The organism is Roseateles sp. (assembly GCF_046300915.1).
In the GTDB taxonomy this organism is placed as follows: domain Bacteria; phylum Pseudomonadota; class Gammaproteobacteria; order Burkholderiales; family Burkholderiaceae_C; genus Kinneretia.
The window spans coordinates 24,988-41,960 of the sequence record NZ_JBKCLH010000042.1; the positions used below are offsets into that span (position 1 = coordinate 24,988).

Sequence of the window (16,973 nt, forward strand, 5' to 3'; positions counted from 1 at the left end):
TTGGTGATGCTGAAGCGGAGATCGCTTCATGCGCCGTAAGCCTGTAAAGCATGATGCGTGCCAATGCCTTAAGTCATTGATTTGATTGAGTTAAAAATCAGACTTCAGCGCGCGCGATGCGCTTTGTAAAGAATTTCGACAGCTCACTTGACTTGGCCAAGCAGCGCTTTGACCTCACCTTGGCCGCCGAACTTGTCGCCAAGCTTGGTCAAGGCCTCAAGCTCCAAGCGCGCTCCTTGTATGTCCCCAGACCGCGCCATGAGCTTCGCGAGGTTTAGTCGCAGTGTTGGATCTTCAGGAGAGAGCGCCATGGCCTCGCGCTGAGTCTTCAGGGCCTGATCGAAAAGCTTTTCGGAGGCTTGTACCCATGCCAGGGTATCCAGCAGGGGCGCCGTCCTTGAGCTCAAACTGATCGCGCGATTGATCGGTTCCAGTGCTCCGGGTTTGTTCTGGGCTGCCAGCACCCAAGCGAGGTTATTGAGTGCGCCGGTATGGTTGGGGTGTTGAGCGAGGATGGTCCGAAACTGCTGTTCTGCTTGGGCAAAAATACCGGCCGCCATGTACTGGTCGCCCGTCGCCGCTACGAAGCTCAAATCCTTGGGATGAGTGGCTTTCCGGGATTTGGCCATCCGCTCGGCTTCGGCAACATTACCTGCCCTGAGCAGGGCGCCATGGAGCTTGATGGCGGCCAACGTATTGTCCGGATTTGACTTCAATGCGGCCGTGTAAATCCGTACGATGCCTGGAGCATCGCTCCGCCTTGCAGAGAGTTCTGCTTCGAGCTCATAACCCCGAAGAATTGTGGGCGACACCTTTTGGATCTGTCGAGCCACATTTGCGGCCTCTTGACTTTGTTGTCGTGCCAGGGCCAATGCGTACTGGGTCTCCAGTACCGTCAGATTCCCGGGGAACTGGCCCAGGGCCTGTCGAAGGGTCTGCTCCGCGGCACCGGTGTCTTTTGCGGCAAGTTGAGTGGCGGCAATGCGCAGTTGAGCCCGTGGCGAGTACGGTTCCAGTGCCGCCATGCGCTTGTAGGTCGTCATCGCTTGAGCGTAGTCGCCCGACGCTAGTTGCGCGCGGCCAAGCAGGTCCATCAAATCGGGGCGGTCGGGCAGCGCGACTGCGGCCTTTTGTGCAGCATTCAGGGCGGCCTTGTGTTCCTTTGTCGCCATGAGCTGGGTGATCAGCTCACTCCAGGCGCCTGGCTCTCCTGGATGGTCGCGAACAATTCCTTCCAGGCTTTGCTGCAATTCTTGCGGGGGCGCCTTCTCGAGTCGACGAATCTTCACGATGGCCAACTGAGCGACCAGATTCTTGGGGTCGGCCTTAATGATGCTTGCAAATCGCTTCTTGGCATCGTCGGGCTTGTTGTCTTGCAAGTCCATGCCCGCCAATGCCGCCGCTGACGGGACATGCATCGGGTCAATTTCAAGAGCTCTAGCGAAGCTCTTGCGAGCAGACTCCATGGACTGGGCCGCAAGTTCAACCTTGCCCCGCAAGTGGAATGCCAGGGGCGAGTCAGCAGGCAGTTTACGTTGCAGGTTCTCAATGGCCGCCAGCGCTGATGCAAATTGCTGCGTTTCGGAGAGCAGGCTAATCAGGATGAGATCGGCGTAGCTCCCCTTGTCTTTCAGGGCTAGATCTTTCAGGCCCGCCAGAGTGGCGGGGTCACCCGCCTTGCTGCGCCGGGCAAGCAGAAGCTGCACCTGATGGGCAATATTGTCTGGCGCGAACTTGACTGCCTGCGTCAATTGCTGTGTCGCGGCGTCGGCCTGCCCGGACATGACCAGTGCCTCACCCGCCAGCGCATAGGTCTGTGCATCCGTATCGCCTCGGTTGATCAGCGGGCGCAGTGTGTTCAAGGCCTTCTGCGCCTGACCCATGCGCAGCTGCGTGACTGCGAGGCGGCGTCTGGCCGGATCCAGATCAGGTTGGAGGCTGAGTGCTTTGGCCAGCAGTCGTTCGGACTCTAGCAGCTCGCCATTTTCGAAGTGAATCGCGCCGGCAAGGTGCAGGACGTCTACCCGATCAGGGTACGCCTTGAGTGCTTCGCTTGCCCGGGTGTGGGCTACTCGCCATTGCTTGGCGCTGAAGGCGGCCTGCGCCTCGAGATATGCGGTTTGGGGGTGCTTGGCATGTGGCCCCTTTTTCAGTGCATCGATATGGGCCTGTGCTGCCTGGGTGTTGTTGCTCTTGAGAAGTGCCAGAACCATGGCGGAGCGCGCCATGAGGCTATCCGGCTGCAACTCGATGGCCTTGTTGAGCAGCGCAATCACCGACTCCAGATCACCATCGGCCTTAAAGATCAGCTCGCTCTTCTGAATCAGCGGCAAAGGATTGCGTGGATCGACAGCGATGGCGCGGTCGATCAGTTCATGGGCGCGCTGATACTGCTTCTCCTCCGCGGCCAAGCCTGCGAGCAGCATCAGCGGCGGCGTCTGCTTGGCATCCAGGGCCAGCGATTTGTCGGCGAATTCGCGAGCCCGTAGCTGATTGCCTGCCGCCATATGAGCCATGGCCAAGCTGCCATACAGGTCCGCCTTGGCTCCGGCGCCAGCGAGGGTCTCAGTGCCGAAGTCCGACAGCACCCGATCGTGTTGACCGTTGGCGAGCAGGGCTCGCGCCAGTGCAGGTATGACTTCTTCCCCAGGGGCGCCAAGGTTTCTCGCCTTGTCCAGCTCCACGATCGCCGCAGCAGCCTCGCCCCGATCTAGCAGGGTTTTCCCCATGAGTAGCCGGGCTTCCAGGAGATTCGGGTCCTGTTGCAAGGCATTCTTGAGTTGAACAATCGCCGCTGCCTGATCTTGCTTGGCCAGGCTGCTTTGGGCCGCTTGCAAGCTCTCCTGGGCGCTTGGCCCACCGCAAGCCGCTAGCGCGGAAATGAGGCACAGGGCGAGAGCAACTTGAGTCCTTCTGACGCGCAATGCTGGTTTCATGGGACGAGTCGGGGCGGGCGAGGCCCGGGTTGGGGTGCGGCGATTATTGAGGTGCGCCGCGCGTTGGGGCAATCACTCGCCAGAGGGGGTCTAGCGCGGCTGCAACAGCCTTTCAAGTGCTAGCCGCAGGGAGCGGGAGCGGGCGGTGGGGCTGTGGCCTACGCGGCCAAAGAAAACCGTTCTGGCCTCCAGGTCGGGCCCCAGCAAGGAGATCAGTTCGTCGCGCACCGCGCTCGCGGCTTGCGAACTGCCGTGCTGCCGGGAAAAGGTTAGACCCTTAGAGGCATAACGTGCGAAGACCAGCGGGGTCACTTCGGGCTGCATCTGCAGCTTGAGTGCCGATAGCTGGAGCCACAGCCTTTGCACGGCCCGCCCTGCGGCAACGTAGTCGTCCACGGTCTTTGGCGGGGTCTCGGAGAGCAGGGCATAGTGCCCGGCGCAGCGCAGAGCGGGCAGCAGGTCCATCTGGATGCGAGGCATCCAAGTGCCGGCCATGAAGCGGTTGAAAAACTGCACGCGGGCCCAGCTTCCCAGGATCCACTGCATCAAGCGTGTGGTGGCTGCGTCGACGCCCAGGGCCTGATCCGGAACCTTGTCATCGCTGAACTGCTTTTTCCAGTCGATGATCTCGCGATGGACCGCATAAGCTTCTGGAGTCGTCAATCGCAGCTTGGCCGAGCGAAACAACAGTCCCGCAACGGCGCGGCGCTGCGTCGGGCTCTCCAGCCAGTGCAAGGAGTAGCCTGCCGGCAGGCTGCGAGACAAGATATCTTTTTCGTCTTGGCGCAAGGCCTGGGTCGAAAAAGGGCGTCGTTGGACGCTGCGGCGTTCGATCTCGGCTTCCAGCGGGTCGGGGCGAAGGTCGTGTTGTGATGTGAATCGGAGGTCAAAAACTGGACGTTCCACAGCTTGATCATGGCGGCGCTGCGCATGCAGTGCCAGCCCATGAGCGCTCGCGGCGATTGCCGCCGTCTCAATCAGCGCACCCATCGCAATCTGGCTGGGGTGGCCGTCCAAGTCGTAGACGCAGTGGTCCCGAGTATCAAAACAATGAGCCACTGCATGATCCGGCGCCAGAATCTGGAACCGCCACGGCTGCGTGTTGTCACCGCTCGGTGCCCAGCGTGCGCGGTCGAGAATTTTGTGCAACACGGAGCTGTCGTTCATAGATTTGCGAGGCGATGGTGTCGGCTAGGATGGTATCGGTCCGGGCGGTGTCTCGCTCATGTTTTTGTCTGTCCTAGGGGAGGCTTGATGGCCAATCTATTTGACTACCGCCGTGCGTTTTCCCGAAACATCGGTTGGGTGACCGAGGAGGAGCAGCAGAAAATCCGGAGCTCGCGAGTTGCTGTGGCGGGTTTGGGCGGTGTTGGCGGGGCGCATGCCTTGACCCTGGCTCGTTTGGGGGTTGGGAGCTTTCATATTGCTGACTTTGATGACTTCGAGGTTCATAACTTCAATCGTCAGGTCGGGGCCTCAATGAAGACTTTGGGACGTTCAAAGGCCGAAGTGCTGGCTGAGATGGTGCTGGACATTAACCCCGAGGCCGAGGTCAAAGTCTTTGCGCGCGGTGTCCAGGCTGAAAACGTTGGCGAGTTCCTGGAGGGTGTCGATGTCTACGTCGATGGGATCGATTTTTTCGCCATCGAGGCGCGGCGCCGCCTGTTCAAGGAAAGTTACGAACGCGGCATTCATGCCCTAACTGCCGCACCCTTGGGCATGGGCGCCGCCCTGCTCTATTTCAAGCCGGGTGGCGTCAGCTTTGAGGACTACTTCAAGGTGGAGGGGCGTTCGGAACAGGAGCAGTACGCGCGCTTCATTGCCGGCTTGTCTCCGGCGATGTTGCAGCGTCACTACATCGTGGTCCCAGAAGCGGTGGACTTTGCCAGCCGCAAGGGGCCGTCGACCATGATGGCTTGCGATTTCTGCGCCGGCCTGATGGGGACCTCGGTGCTCAAGGTGCTGCTGGGGCGAGGGAGTTTGCGCGCGGCACCGTGGGCCATGCAGTTTGATGCCTACAGCCAGAAGCTGCGATTTACTTGGCGTCCGGGCGGCAACTCGAATCCCCTTCAGCAGCTCATGCTTCGCTTCATCCGGCCGATATTGCGTGGCAGTTTTGAGTAGTTGACGGCAGTCTGCTGCGCTGGCTTGGTCTGGGCGTGCAATATCGCGCGGATTGCTCGACTTGCCCCTACTCGGGGGATGGCGCGAGTGCTTGTTTCTAGGGTGGAATGCGCCCTAGAACATGCCCTGAGATTGCTCATGGGCTTGTGGCATCATGAATCGCCGGATGGACCGCGCAGTGCGCCTGGGCGACGGTGCTGCACAGACACTTTCTTACGGAGAACGCTTTGAACATTCGTGTTGCTCGAACCCTGCGGGAAGCGGTCGTGATCGGCTTGGCTGTCGGTAGTCTGATGCTTGGCGGCTGCGCCATGACGGGCCCGAGCCACCCGGCAGCGCCGGCATCGGCAGGCGGGCAGGATTACAGCTACGTCGTCGGGGCAGGTGATACCTTGAACATCATCGTCTGGCGAAACCCAGAGCTGTCAACTTCGGTGCCCGTGCGCCCGGATGGCAAGATCTCGACGCCGCTGGTGGATGAGTTGATGGTGCAGGGCAAGAACTCCGTGGAGATCGCCCGCGACATCGAGAAGCAGCTCGGCAAATATGTTCGCGATCCGGTCGTGACCGTGGTGGTGACGGGCTTTGTCGGGCCCTACAGCGAGCAGATTCGTGTGGTGGGCGAGGCTGCCCGGCCTCAGTTCCTTCCCTACAAGCAGAAGATGACGCTGCTGGATGTGATGATCGCGGTGGGCGGTCTGACTGATTTTGCTGCGGGCAACCGAGCCACGATTCTGCGGGCGGCCGAAGGCAACAAGCAGTATTCGGTGCGCCTGTCGGATCTGCTCAAACGCGGCGATGTGGCGGCCAATGTCGAGATGCGTCCCGGGGACATCCTGATCATCCCCCAGAGCTTTTTCTGATGTCCGGCATGCGCTGAGGCGCCTGGGTGCACGGCTTGCCGCGCGCCATTGCGGAAGCAGACCTGTTCACAAGGCATTGCATGCCTAGCCCGAGTGCATCTCGATGGATTCTCTGATCGCTCAACTTCTCAATATCGCCCGCAGCATGTGGAAGTACCGCTGGCCAGCGGTGCTTGTGTCATGGGTGGTGGGTCTCATCGCGGCCGTGGTCGTGCTGATGATGCCCGATCGTTACGAAGCCAGCGCGCGCATCTACGTCGACACGCAGTCGATCCTGAAGCCCCTGATGGCGAATTTGGCTGTGCAGCCCAACGTCGAGCAGCAGGTGCAGATGCTGAGCCGCACCTTGATCAGCCGCCCCAATGTGGAAAAGCTGGTTCGTATGGCGGACCTGGATTTGAAGAGTCAGTCCAAGGCGCAGCAGGAGGCCCTGATCGATACGGTGACCAAGTCGCTGTCCATCCAGAGTACCAACCGGGACAATCTCTACACCTTGTCCTATCGAGATAGCGATCCCGAGACGGCCAAGCGGGTGGTTCAATCGCTGGTGTCGATCTTCGTGGAGTCCAGTCTGGGCGCCAGCCGCAAGGACTCCGCCACGGCGGCCACCTTTATCAACGAGCAGATCAAGAACTACGAGGCAAAGCTGGAAGAGGCCGAAGGTCGCCTCAAGGACTTCCGCCTGCGCAATATCCAGAACATGGCGGCCGACGGCAAGGACGCCGCGTCGCGACTGGGTGAGCTCAGCGGCCAGCTGGAGCGTGCGCGGCTGGAGCTGCGCGAGGCAGAGAATGCGCGCGATGCGGCGAAGAAGCAGCTGGACTCAAGCCGTTCCAAGGACGGCGGGGAAAGTACCACGCAAAGCCTTCTGCAGGAATCTTCGCTCGCCGTCTCCACCCCCGAGATCGATGCCCGAATCGATGCCCAGCGCCGCAATCTCGATGCGCTGCTGCAGCGCTACACCGAGCAGCATCCCGACATCGTCAGCACGCGCAAGCTGATCGCCGATCTGGAAGATCAAAAGCGCAAGGAAGTGGCCGAGCTGCGCAAGACCGCGATGGCGGCGCCGGTGTCGGGCTCGTCTGGCAGCTTGATGCAGCAGGAGCTGAGTCGCATGGCCGCTGCCGCCGAGGTGCAGGTTGCTTCCTTGAAGGCGCGTGTGGCGGAGTACAGCAGCCGCTATGCGCAAGCCATGGCGGCCGTAAAGACCTCTCCGCAGCTGGAGGCCGAGGCTTCGCAGCTCAATCGCGACTACGCGATTCACAAGAAGAACTACGAGGAACTGGTGGCCAAGCGTGAGTCGGCGACCCTCAGTGGTGAGCTGGACGTGGCTTCGGGCGTTGTCGATTTCCGCGTCATCGACCCGCCTCGTGCCTCGCCCAAGCCGGTGGCGCCGAATCGCTTGCTGCTGCTCGGCGGCGCCCTGGCAGCCGCGCTGGCGGCTGGCCTGTTCACCGCTTTTGCGGCATCGCAGTTGCGGCCCGTTTTCCATGATGGCAATGAGCTGCGCACCCGCACCGAGTTGCCGGTTCTTGGCGTGGTGTCACGCCTGACCACGCCGGCCGATCAGCGCCGTCAGCGCATGGACTGGATCCGCTTTGGCGCGGCATCCGGGGGGCTGGTCGGCGTGTATATCCTGGGTCTGGTGGCGATGGCCATCGTGTTGAGCAGACAGGCGGGTTGAATGAGCAGCCTTATTGAACAAGCAGCACAACGCCTGGAGCAACTGCGCCAGGCTGGCGTTTCGCTGCCCGGTGATTCGGCCCAGCCTGTGCAGCAGGCCAGTATGCCGGCGGCCTCTGTCATACCGGCCGAGTTGCCCTTGCCTGAGGCCGATACCAACTCCGCGACGCAGTCGCGCCGCGTGGAACTTGATCTGCGGGCTCTGGCCGCCCAGGGCTTTCTGACACCCAACGCCCCGCGGACACAGATTGCCGATCAGTACCGGGTCATCAAGCGTCCGCTGATCAAGAATGCCATGGGGCGGGGCGCATCGACCCTGAATCATGCCAATCTGCTCATGGTGACCAGCGCCTTGGCCGGCGAAGGAAAGAGCTTCACCTCGATCAATCTGGCCATGAGCATTGCGGCCGAGATGGACAACACGGTGATGCTGGTCGACGCCGACGTGGCCCGACCCTCCGTGTTGCGCATGCTGGGTTTGCCTCAGGGACCTGGATTGCTGGATGTGCTGGAAGACAGGGTTGACATGAGTGATGTGCTGCTGCGCACCAATGTCGACAAGCTGACCATTCTGCCCAGCGGCACACCGCATGCCAGGGCCACCGAATTGCTGGCCAGCGATGCCATGAGCAATCTCTTGCATGCCATGGCCAAGCGCTATCCGGATCGCATCATCATCTTCGATTCCCCGCCCCTGCTATTGACCACCGAGTCGCGGGTACTGGCTTCACATATGGGGCAAATCGTCATCGTGGTGCATGCCGACAAGACACCGCAGAGTGCCGTACAGCAGGCCTTGGCCACTATTGAGGCCTGCCCTGTGAAGCTCATGCTGCTGAATCAGGCGAAGTCTGGCGGTGGTGGCGGCTATGGCTACGGATATGGCTACGGGTACGGCTATGGATATGGCTATGGTCAGGCGGCGGCGCCATCCGGCGAACAAGAGCATGAAGCGAGCAAAGCCTGAGCGCCTGTCTCAGGGCGTGGCATGGCTGCTGGTGCTGCTGGCCTTGCCCGCCTGGTCGCAGTCCGGTGCCGATGGCCGTGCCTTGCGCCTTGATACCAGCCTCGGACTGACTCAGACCTATACCGACAATCTGCGCTTGAGCAGCACGGCCAAGGACGCTGCGCTCATTACCCAGATCAGTCCCGGGCTGCGCGTCAGTAGTTCGGGTGGCCGGCTGCGGGGTGATCTGGACTACACCCTGAACGGCTTGCTGTACAGCCGCAGCGAGAGTGCCAACCAAACTCAGCACCGACTTAGCGCGCGTGCCAACGCGGAGTTGATCGAAGATCGTTTGAGTGTGGATGCTACTGCCAGCATCAGCCAGCAGACGCTGTCCGCCTTCGGCCCCACTTCTGCATCGCCGGTTCTGCCAGGCGGGAACACGGCCGAGGTTTATTCGCTGTCCTTGAGGCCTGTGCTCAGGGGACAGCTGGCCGGTTTGTTCAGCTACAGCATGCAAGCCGCCTTCACCGAAGCCAGGGCCAAAGATAGCGTGGCTGGTGATGCCAGCAGCCACAACTTGTCCATGCAGCTCGGCGGGCTCGGTGCCACCGGTCTGTTGGGCTGGTCGGCCCAACTCAGCCGCCTGCACTCGGCGCCCAGGCAGGGGCGAAGCACGGACACCGAGCAGGGGAGCGTGAGTCTTTTGCTGCGTCCCGATCCGGAGTGGTCGGCTTCCTTGACTGTCGGGCGCGAGCGCGCGGATCTGGCGACACCTAGCGCACGCAACGGCAGCACCTACGGCTTCAGCGCGCAGTGGCAGCCTCAGACGCGGACCCGGCTCTCCCTGGACTGGCAGCATCACGAATACGGAGACACGCACTCCATCAGTCTGGAGCACCGCATGGCCCGCTCGGTCTGGCGCTTTGTCGACAGCCAGTCGGTCAACCGCCCCGGATTGCAGGGCAATGGCGGGGGGCTGAGCAACTACGACTTGTTGTTTGCGCTGGCCGCTGGCCGTGAGCCCGATTTGCAAAAGCGCGATGTGCTGGTGCGACAGCAGCTCGCGCAGCTGGGCCTGGATCCCAACGCCCTGGTCCAGGGTGGGTTTGTCAACAGCAGCAACAGTCTGATGCGGCGCCAGGAGGCCTCCTTCGCCCTGCAAGGCCTGCGGACCTCGGCTACCTTCACCCTGTCGCGCACGCGCAGCGAGCTCTTGGATCCGGTGGCGAATGGCCGTGATGACTTCAGCAATAGCAGCCGTATCCGCCAGCAGGTCTACGCGCTCAATCTGGCGCATAGGCTGACGCCGGATAGCAGCTTGACGCTGACCCTGAGTCAGCTCAAGAGCCGTGGCGAGTTGAGCAGTCAATATAGCGCACTGCGCTCCGTCCTGGCCAACTGGTCGGCCCGCTTGGGGCCTCGCAGCTCCCTGGTTCTGGGGCTTCGACACAGCGACTTTGAGAGCAGCATCCAACCCTATCGCGAGAATGCCGTGCTCGCCACCTTTACCCAGCAGTTCTAGCCCATGTATGAAGCTTTCTACGGGCTGAACAGCAAGCCGTTTCAGCTCAGCCCCGACCCCAATTTCTATTTCGGCAGCAAGCAGCACCGCCGGGCCAAGGCCTATCTGGACTACGGCGTGCTGCGCAATGACGGATTCATCGTCATCACGGGCGAGATCGGGGCGGGCAAGACGACCTTGCTGCGCGGCCTGCTCGACAGTCTGAACCGCAGCCAGGTGGTCATCGGCAATCTGGTGACCACGCAACTCGATGCCGAAGACACCTTGCGCATGGTGGGCGCGGCTTTTGGTGTGCGAGTCAAGGACCTGCCCAAATCCGAGCTGCTGATGACGCTGGAGGCATTCTTTGTCAGCCAGACCAGCCAGGGCAAGCGCTGCCTGCTCATCGTCGATGAGGCTCAGAACCTGAGTGCTCGCGCCGTGGAAGAGCTGCGCATGCTCTCCAACTTCCAGTTCAGCAATCAATCGCTTCTGCAGACCTTTCTGGTGGGGCAGCCGGAGTTTCGCGGCATCTTGCAGCGTCCCGAGATGGAGCAGTTCCGCCAGCGCGTCGCGGCCACCTGCCATATCGGCCCGCTGGACGAGGACGAAACCCAGCGCTATATCGAGCATCGCCTGAAGTGTGCGGGCAGCCAGGGCAAACCCAGCTTTGATCCCGAGGTTTTTCTGGTGGTGCACCAGGCCAGTCAGGGTATTCCTCGCCGGATCAACTCCCTGTGCGATCGCCTGCTGCTGCTGGGCTTTATGTCCGGCAAGACCCACCTGGGCAAGGAAGATGTCGAGGAGGTTTTGCGCGATATCGCCCAGGAGTCCCAGGTGCCTGCCCAGTCGGGCGGCCTCGCCCTGGCGGCTCACCCCACGCTGGATCTCGATCTGAGTCGCCTGGCCTTGGGGACGGAACAGGCTGCGGGCCTGGCGCAGGAGATCGCCACCCTGAGCCAGGAGCAGCAATTGGGGCAGATGCAGCGCCTGGAGAACAGCCTGGCGCGCCTTGAGCGCATCAACCTCCAGACACTGGCCCTGTTGCAGCGTTTGGTGGAAGCGGTGAGCCAGCCGTCCGTGCGGGGCGATGCGCCCCGTGACGGGTCTTGATCTGCCTTCCTCGGAGTGTCCGATGCTGATGCCCACCCGTCCCAGTCGCCCGCGCAACGCCATGACGATAGACGTGGAGGACTACTTCCAAGTCTCCGCCTTCGCGCCTTTCATCCCGCGTGGCGATTGGGATGTGCGCGAATGCCGGGTCGAGCGCAATGTGGATCGCATTCTTGCGCTGCTGGCGGATCGGGGCATTTGCGCGACCTTCTTCACCCTGGGCTGGGTGGCCCAGCGCTATCCGGCGCTGGTGCGGCGCATTGTTGAGCAGGGACATGAGATTGCCAGCCATGGCTACGGCCATGAACGCGCCAGCGACCTGAGTCCCGAGGCCTTTCGCAGCGATGTGGCGCGAGCCAAGGCCCTGTTGGAGGATCTGAGCGGCTATGAGGTGCTGGGCTATCGCGCCCCGAGCTTCTCCATCGGCAAGGGCAATCTCTGGGCCTTCGATGTGCTGCGCGATTGCGGCTATCGCTACAGCTCCAGCGTCTATCCAATTCGGCACGACCACTACGGCATGCCTGATGCCCCGCGTTTCGCCTTTCCGGTCCGCGAGGGCTTGCTCGAAGTGCCGGTGACGACCTTGCGTCTGAGGGGGCGCAACTATCCTTCCAGTGGCGGAGGCTACTTCCGTTTGCTGCCTTATGCCCTGTCGCGCTGGCTGATTGCACAGGTGAACCAGCAGGATCAGCAATCGGCGGTGTTCTATTTCCACCCCTGGGAGATTGATCCCGGCCAGCCGCGCATTGAGGGCATCGATCTGAAAACGCGCTTTCGGCACTACGTCAATATCCAGCGCACCGAAGCCCGTATCGCGCAGCTGCTGCAGGACTTCGAATGGGGCCGCATGGACGAGATTTTCCTTGGGCAGGCTCAGGGCCGGCGTGCGGCCGTGGCGGCGTCGGCATGAGTGAGGCGGCGCGTCTTTGCGTCCAGCGCCTGGCGTTTGGCGATGTGCAGACGGCGCAGCGCTGGGACGCCTTCGTGCTCGGCTGTGCACAAGCCAGCTTCTTCCATCGTGCGGGTTGGATGCGCATGGTGGGCGAGATTTTTGGTCACACTTGCTTCTTCCTCTATGCCGAAAGGGCAGGGCGCCTCGAGGGGGTACTGCCCCTGGCCCAGATCAAGAGCCGGCTGTTTGGCCATTCTCTGATCAGCCTGCCCTTTGCGGTGTACGGCGGCGTGGCGGCGGACACCGAAGAGGCGGCCCAGGCCCTGGAAGTCGAGGCGCAGCGGCTGGCGCGCGAGTTGGGCGTCGAGCACCTGGAGCTGCGACATGTGCAGCAACGCCATGCGGACTGGCCGCAGCAAGACCTCTACGTCACCTTTCGCAAGGAGATCCTGCCCGAGGAAGAGGCCAATATGCTGGCCATTCCGCGCAAGCAGCGAGCCATGGTGCGCAAGGGCATCAAGAACGGGCTGATCGGCCATATCGACAAGGACGCGTCCCGCTTCTTCGCCCTCTATGCCGACAATGTGCACCGTCACGGCACACCTGCGATGCCGCGCCGCTATTTCGAGGCCTTGCTTCAGGAGTTCGGGCCCGACTGCGAGGTGTTGACGGTGTCCGATGCACAGGGGACCCCCCTCAGTTCGGTGCTCAGTTTCTACTTCCGTGACGAAGTGCTGCCCTACTATGCCGGCGACGCCGTTGCGGCACGCGAGCTGGCGGCCAATGACTTCAAATACTGGGAATTGATGCGGCGCGCCTGCGCGCGCGGCCTCAAGGTGTTTGACTATGGCCGCAGCAAGCAGGATACGGGCTCCTATGCGTTCAAGAAGAACTGGGGCTTTGAGCCGACGCCGCTGCACTACGAATACTGCCTCTACCGCCGCGATACCGTGCCCCAGAACAATCCCAGCAACGCCAAGTACCAGCTCTTGATCAAGACCTGGCGCCGCATGCCGCTGTCCTGGGCAAATTGGCTGGGGCCTTACATCGTGCGCAACCTGGGGTGATGGTGCTCATGAAGCCAGTGTCGCCTTGTGGGGCTGCCAGGCCGCGCTTGAACGGCTGGCAAGGGGCAGCTTGATGGCCAAGATTCTGTATCTTGTGCATCGCCTGCCTTATCCGCCCAACAAGGGCGACAAGGTGCGCTCCTACCATCTGCTCAAGCACTTGGCCGCCCAGCATGAGGTCTATCTGGCGACCTTTGTCGACGACCCCGAGGACGAGCAATACCTGCCCCTGCTCAAACGCCTTTGTGTTGATGTGTTTGCCACGCGCCTGAACCCCGCCACCGCGAAGATGGCCAGCCTGCGCGGCCTGTTCAGCGGCGAAGCCCTGACCCTGCCTTACTACCGGGATGCGGGCATGGCGCGCTGGGTGAGCGAGCTGGCCCAGCGCGTTGGCCTGGATGCCTCGGTGGTGTTTTCCTCGTCCATGGCTCAGTACGCCACTTCGCTTGACGGGGTGCCTATGCTGGTGGACTTCGTGGATGTGGATTCGGCCAAGTGGACGGAGTATGCGCAGGCTCATGCCTGGCCCATGTCCTGGCTCTACCGCCGTGAGGGTCGACAGCTGCTGGACTTTGAGCGCCGTGTGGCCGAGCGTGCGAGCTGCTCATTTTTCGTGACGGAGAAGGAGGCGGCGCTGTTCCGCCGTCTTGCTCCGCAGTGCACAGGGCCTGTCGAAGCCATGTGCAACGGGGTCGATGCCGAGTTCTTTGCGCCTGATGAGCAGCGCCCCTCGCCCTTTGAGCCGGGAACTCAGGCCCTGGTGTTCACCGGCGCCATGGACTACTGGCCCAATGTGGACGCCGTGAGCTGGTTCTGCGCCGAGATCTTGCCCGAGCTGCGCCGCAGCCGGCCGGCACTGAGCTTTTACATCGTGGGTCGCAGCCCGACGCCGGCGGTGATGGCGCTGGCGGGCGAGGGTGTGGTGGTGACCGGTACGGTGGCCGATGTTCGCCCCTATCTGCAGCATGCCGATGTGGTGGTCGCGCCGCTGCGCCTTGCGCGCGGCATTCAGAACAAGGTGCTGGAAGCCATGGCCATGGGGCGTCCGGTGGTGGCGGCCCGCCAATGCGTGGAGGCTATTGACGCCCAAGCCGGGCAGGAACTGCTGGCCGCCGAACAAGCCGGCGACTACGTGCGTGCGATCAATGAGTTGCTGGCCGCGCCGCAGCGTGCCCGGACCCTGGGCGAGGCAGGGCGAGCCTGTGTGCTGCGCTCCTACAGCTGGTCGGCCCATCTCGCGGGCATTGACCGGCACCTTCAGGATATTCGGCGCGAGGAGGTGCAGCCCTCATGACCCAGGCTCTGATCCAGTCTCCGGTATCCGGGCGCGACAGCGGCTGGCGCCTTGCGCTGCCCCTGCTGCTTGTCTTGATCCTGGCCCTGCTGGGGCTCTACCGCGAGACGGCGATGGCCATGGTCGGCATCTGGCAGCGGTCTGACACCTTTGCCCATGCCTTTATCGTGCCGCCCATCGCGCTGTGGCTGATCTGGCGTCGGCGGGCCCGCCTGGCGCTGATGAATCCCCGACCATCGCTGTGGTTTGCGCTGCCACTGCTGATGGCGGGTGCCGCCTGGCTGCTCGGGGAAATGGTTGCCGTGAATGCCCTGGCCCAGGCCGGACTCGTCCTCATGGTGATCGCCTGCGTTCCCCTGATGCTGGGGCCGCAGGTGGCGGCGGCCATGGCCTTCCCACTGGGCTTCCTTCTCTTCTGCGTGCCGGTGGGCGAGTTTCTGATGCCCACGCTCATGGAGTCCACGGCTGACTTCACCGTGCTGGCCTTGCGCATGTCGGGCATCCCGGTCTATCGCGAGGGCCTGCAGTTCGTGATTCCTTCGGGAAACTGGTCCGTGGTCGAGGCCTGCAGTGGCCTGCGCTACCTGATCGCCTCGGTCATGGTCGGTACCTTGTTCGCCTATCTCAGCTACAAGTCTGTGAAGCGGCGGCTGGCCTTCATCGCTTTCGCCACCGTTTTGCCCATTGTGGCCAACTGGCTGCGCGCCTACCTCATCGTCATGCTGGGGCACCACTCGGGGAACGAGCTGGCGGTCGGTGCCGATCATCTGGTCTACGGCTGGGTGTTCTTCGGCGTGGTCATGTTTGCGATGTTCATGGTCGGCGCGCGCTGGGCGGATTCGGAGCCCGAGTCAGCGCAGACTGGGGCCGCAGACCGCATCTCGCACTCGCCGGCGGCGAGCGCTCCCTTTTGGTTGGCTGCGGCTTGCCTGGTCGTGGCCGCCGTGCTGCCCCATCAGCTGCTGCGCGCCATGGAGCCTGCGGCGGGCCCGCTCGCATCCCCCCGCCTGCAGCTGGCACCGCTCACGCCATGGCAGCCTCAGGACCATGTCTTGCCCGCGTGGAAGCCGGTCTTCGAGCGACCCGCCGCCGAGTTCCAGCAGAGCTATGAGCAGGGCGCTCGTGCTGTGGGGCTTCATCTGGCCTATTACCGGCACCAGAATCATGAGAGCAAGCTCGTCAGTTCCAGCAATATGCTGGTCCGGTCTGAGGATACGCAATGGTCCCGCGTCCAGGGCTCAAGCCGCAGCGTTGCCCTGGGCGCCGAGACGGTTTCTCTGCATGATGCCGAGCTTCGCGGTCTGAGTGGTGCTGAAGCCAACACCCGGCTGCGCGTCTGGCAGTTCTACTGGATCGGGGGGCGCCTGACCGCCAGCCCAGTGCGCGCCAAGCTCCTGACTGCCTGGCACCAGCTCAGCGGTGACGGTGACGATGCCGCCTCCGTCATCGTCTATACCCGCAGCAGTGTCGACAATCCTGCTGTGGCCGAGGAAACCTTGAAATCATTCCTCAGCAACAACTGGCCAGCGATTGCCGCCGCACTGCAGAGCGCGCAGCGCATGCGCTGATGGCAATGAATTGAATCTAGAGAGGGAATACGGAAATGACGACGGTAGCGGTGATCGGTCTGGGCTATGTCGGCCTGCCCCTGGTGGTGGAGTTCGGCAAGCATATGCGCACCATCGGCTTTGATATCGCCGAGTCCAAGGTGGAGGCTTGCCAGCGCGGCACCGATCCCTCGCGCGAGCTGAGCGATGAGCAGGTGCAGGCCGCCAAGCATGCCGTCTACACCGCCGATCCGGCCCTGCTGGCCGAGGCCGACATCATCGTGGTGGCCGTGCCCACCCCGGTGGATGAGGCCCACATCCCCGACTTCCGCCCCCTGATCGGTTCCTCCACCAGCGTGGGCCGCCACATGAAGAAGGGCGCCATCGTGGTCTATGAGAGCACGGTCTACCCCGGCGCCACTGAGGAAGTCTGCATCCCGGTGCTGGAGCGCGAGTCCGGCATGAAGTGGAAGCAGGACTTCTTCGTGGGCTACAGCCCCGAACGCATCAACCCGGGCGACAAGGAGCACACGCTCACCAAGATCCTGAAGATCGTCTCCGGCGACACCCCGGAAACGCTGGAGAAGGTGGCGCAGACCTACGAAAAGATCATCGTGCCTGGCGTGCACCGCGCCAGCAGCATCAAGGCCGCCGAAGCGGCCAAGGTCATCGAAAACACCCAGCGTGACCTGAACATCGCGTTGATGAACGAACTGGCCATCATCTTCGACAAGATCGGCATCGACACCAGCGAAGTTCTGGAGGCCGCCGGCACGAAGTGGAACTTCCTGAAGTTCAAGCCGGGCCTGGTGGGTGGACACGGCATTGGCGTGGACCCCTACTACCTGACGCACAAGGCCGACATGCTGGGCTACCACCCGCAGGTGATTCTTGCCGGGCGCCGCATCAATGACGGCATGGGCAAGTTCATCGCTGAGCAGACCGTCAAGCACATGATCGCAGCCGGCTCCTACATCAAAGGCGCCAAGGTCAATGTGCTGGGG

At 62.5% G+C, this 16,973-nt stretch carries 13 protein-coding genes; 11 read left to right on the top strand and 2 right to left on the bottom strand.

What is annotated here, in order from left to right; translation table 11 throughout:
• Positions 1–143 precede the first annotated feature (143 nt).
• A complete protein-coding gene (gene prsT, locus ACK5F2_RS03190; protein ID WP_409862736.1) occupies positions 144–2,936 on the bottom strand; it encodes an XrtA/PEP-CTERM system TPR-repeat protein PrsT in 2,793 nt (930 codons plus the stop codon).
• 90 nt (positions 2,937–3,026) lie between these two features.
• A complete protein-coding gene (locus tag ACK5F2_RS03195) occupies positions 3,027–4,103 on the bottom strand; it encodes a molybdopterin biosynthesis protein MoeY (protein WP_409862739.1) in 1,077 nt (358 codons plus the stop codon).
• Positions 4,104–4,190: 87 nt separating this feature from the next.
• Between ACK5F2_RS03195 and ACK5F2_RS03200 the strand changes: the two genes are divergently transcribed.
• The 11 genes from ACK5F2_RS03200 to ACK5F2_RS03250 all read left to right on the top strand — a co-directional run.
• Positions 4,191–5,060 carry a ThiF family adenylyltransferase gene (locus ACK5F2_RS03200; RefSeq protein ID WP_409862741.1) on the top strand — a complete coding sequence of 290 codons (870 nt, stop codon included), beginning with the start codon at positions 4,191–4,193 and terminating at the stop codon, positions 5,058–5,060.
• 293 nt (positions 5,061–5,353) lie between these two features.
• On the top strand, positions 5,354–5,923 hold the full coding sequence (locus tag ACK5F2_RS03205; protein ID WP_409862760.1) for an XrtA/PEP-CTERM system exopolysaccharide export protein: 570 nt from the start codon (positions 5,354–5,356) through the stop codon (positions 5,921–5,923).
• A gap of 103 nt (positions 5,924–6,026) precedes the next feature.
• Positions 6,027–7,607, top strand: a complete 1,581-nt coding sequence (locus ACK5F2_RS03210; protein ID WP_409862743.1) for an XrtA system polysaccharide chain length determinant — start codon at positions 6,027–6,029, stop codon at positions 7,605–7,607.
• On the top strand, positions 7,608–8,573 hold the full coding sequence (locus ACK5F2_RS03215) for an XrtA-associated tyrosine autokinase (RefSeq protein ID WP_409862745.1): 966 nt from the start codon (positions 7,608–7,610) through the stop codon (positions 8,571–8,573).
• Positions 8,554–10,077 carry a TIGR03016 family PEP-CTERM system-associated outer membrane protein gene (locus tag ACK5F2_RS03220; protein WP_409862747.1) on the top strand — a complete coding sequence of 508 codons (1,524 nt, stop codon included), beginning with the start codon at positions 8,554–8,556 and terminating at the stop codon, positions 10,075–10,077. The genes ACK5F2_RS03215 and ACK5F2_RS03220 overlap by 20 nt, the downstream gene beginning before the upstream one ends.
• A 3-nt stretch (positions 10,078–10,080) precedes the next feature.
• On the top strand, positions 10,081–11,169 hold the full coding sequence (locus ACK5F2_RS03225; protein WP_409862749.1) for an XrtA/PEP-CTERM system-associated ATPase: 1,089 nt from the start codon (positions 10,081–10,083) through the stop codon (positions 11,167–11,169).
• Between the two features lie 22 nt (positions 11,170–11,191).
• Positions 11,192–12,079: an XrtA system polysaccharide deacetylase gene (locus ACK5F2_RS03230; RefSeq protein ID WP_409862751.1), complete on the top strand. Its 888-nt coding sequence runs from the start codon at positions 11,192–11,194 to the stop codon at positions 12,077–12,079.
• The gene (locus ACK5F2_RS03235) at positions 12,076–13,128 is read left to right on the top strand and encodes a FemAB family XrtA/PEP-CTERM system-associated protein (RefSeq protein ID WP_409862753.1); all 1,053 of its coding nucleotides are present in this window, start codon (positions 12,076–12,078) and stop codon (positions 13,126–13,128) included. Before ACK5F2_RS03230 ends, ACK5F2_RS03235 begins: the two co-directional genes overlap by 4 nt.
• Before the next feature lie 73 nt (positions 13,129–13,201).
• The gene (locus tag ACK5F2_RS03240; protein ID WP_409862754.1) at positions 13,202–14,422 is read left to right on the top strand and encodes a TIGR03087 family PEP-CTERM/XrtA system glycosyltransferase; all 1,221 of its coding nucleotides are present in this window, start codon (positions 13,202–13,204) and stop codon (positions 14,420–14,422) included.
• The gene (gene xrtA / locus ACK5F2_RS03245; protein ID WP_409862756.1) at positions 14,419–15,990 is read left to right on the top strand and encodes an exosortase A; all 1,572 of its coding nucleotides are present in this window, start codon (positions 14,419–14,421) and stop codon (positions 15,988–15,990) included. The genes ACK5F2_RS03240 and xrtA overlap by 4 nt, the downstream gene beginning before the upstream one ends.
• A gap of 35 nt (positions 15,991–16,025) precedes the next feature.
• Positions 16,026–16,973, top strand: a 948-nt coding sequence (locus ACK5F2_RS03250) for a nucleotide sugar dehydrogenase (RefSeq protein WP_409862757.1), incomplete at its 3' end; no start/stop codon positions are given.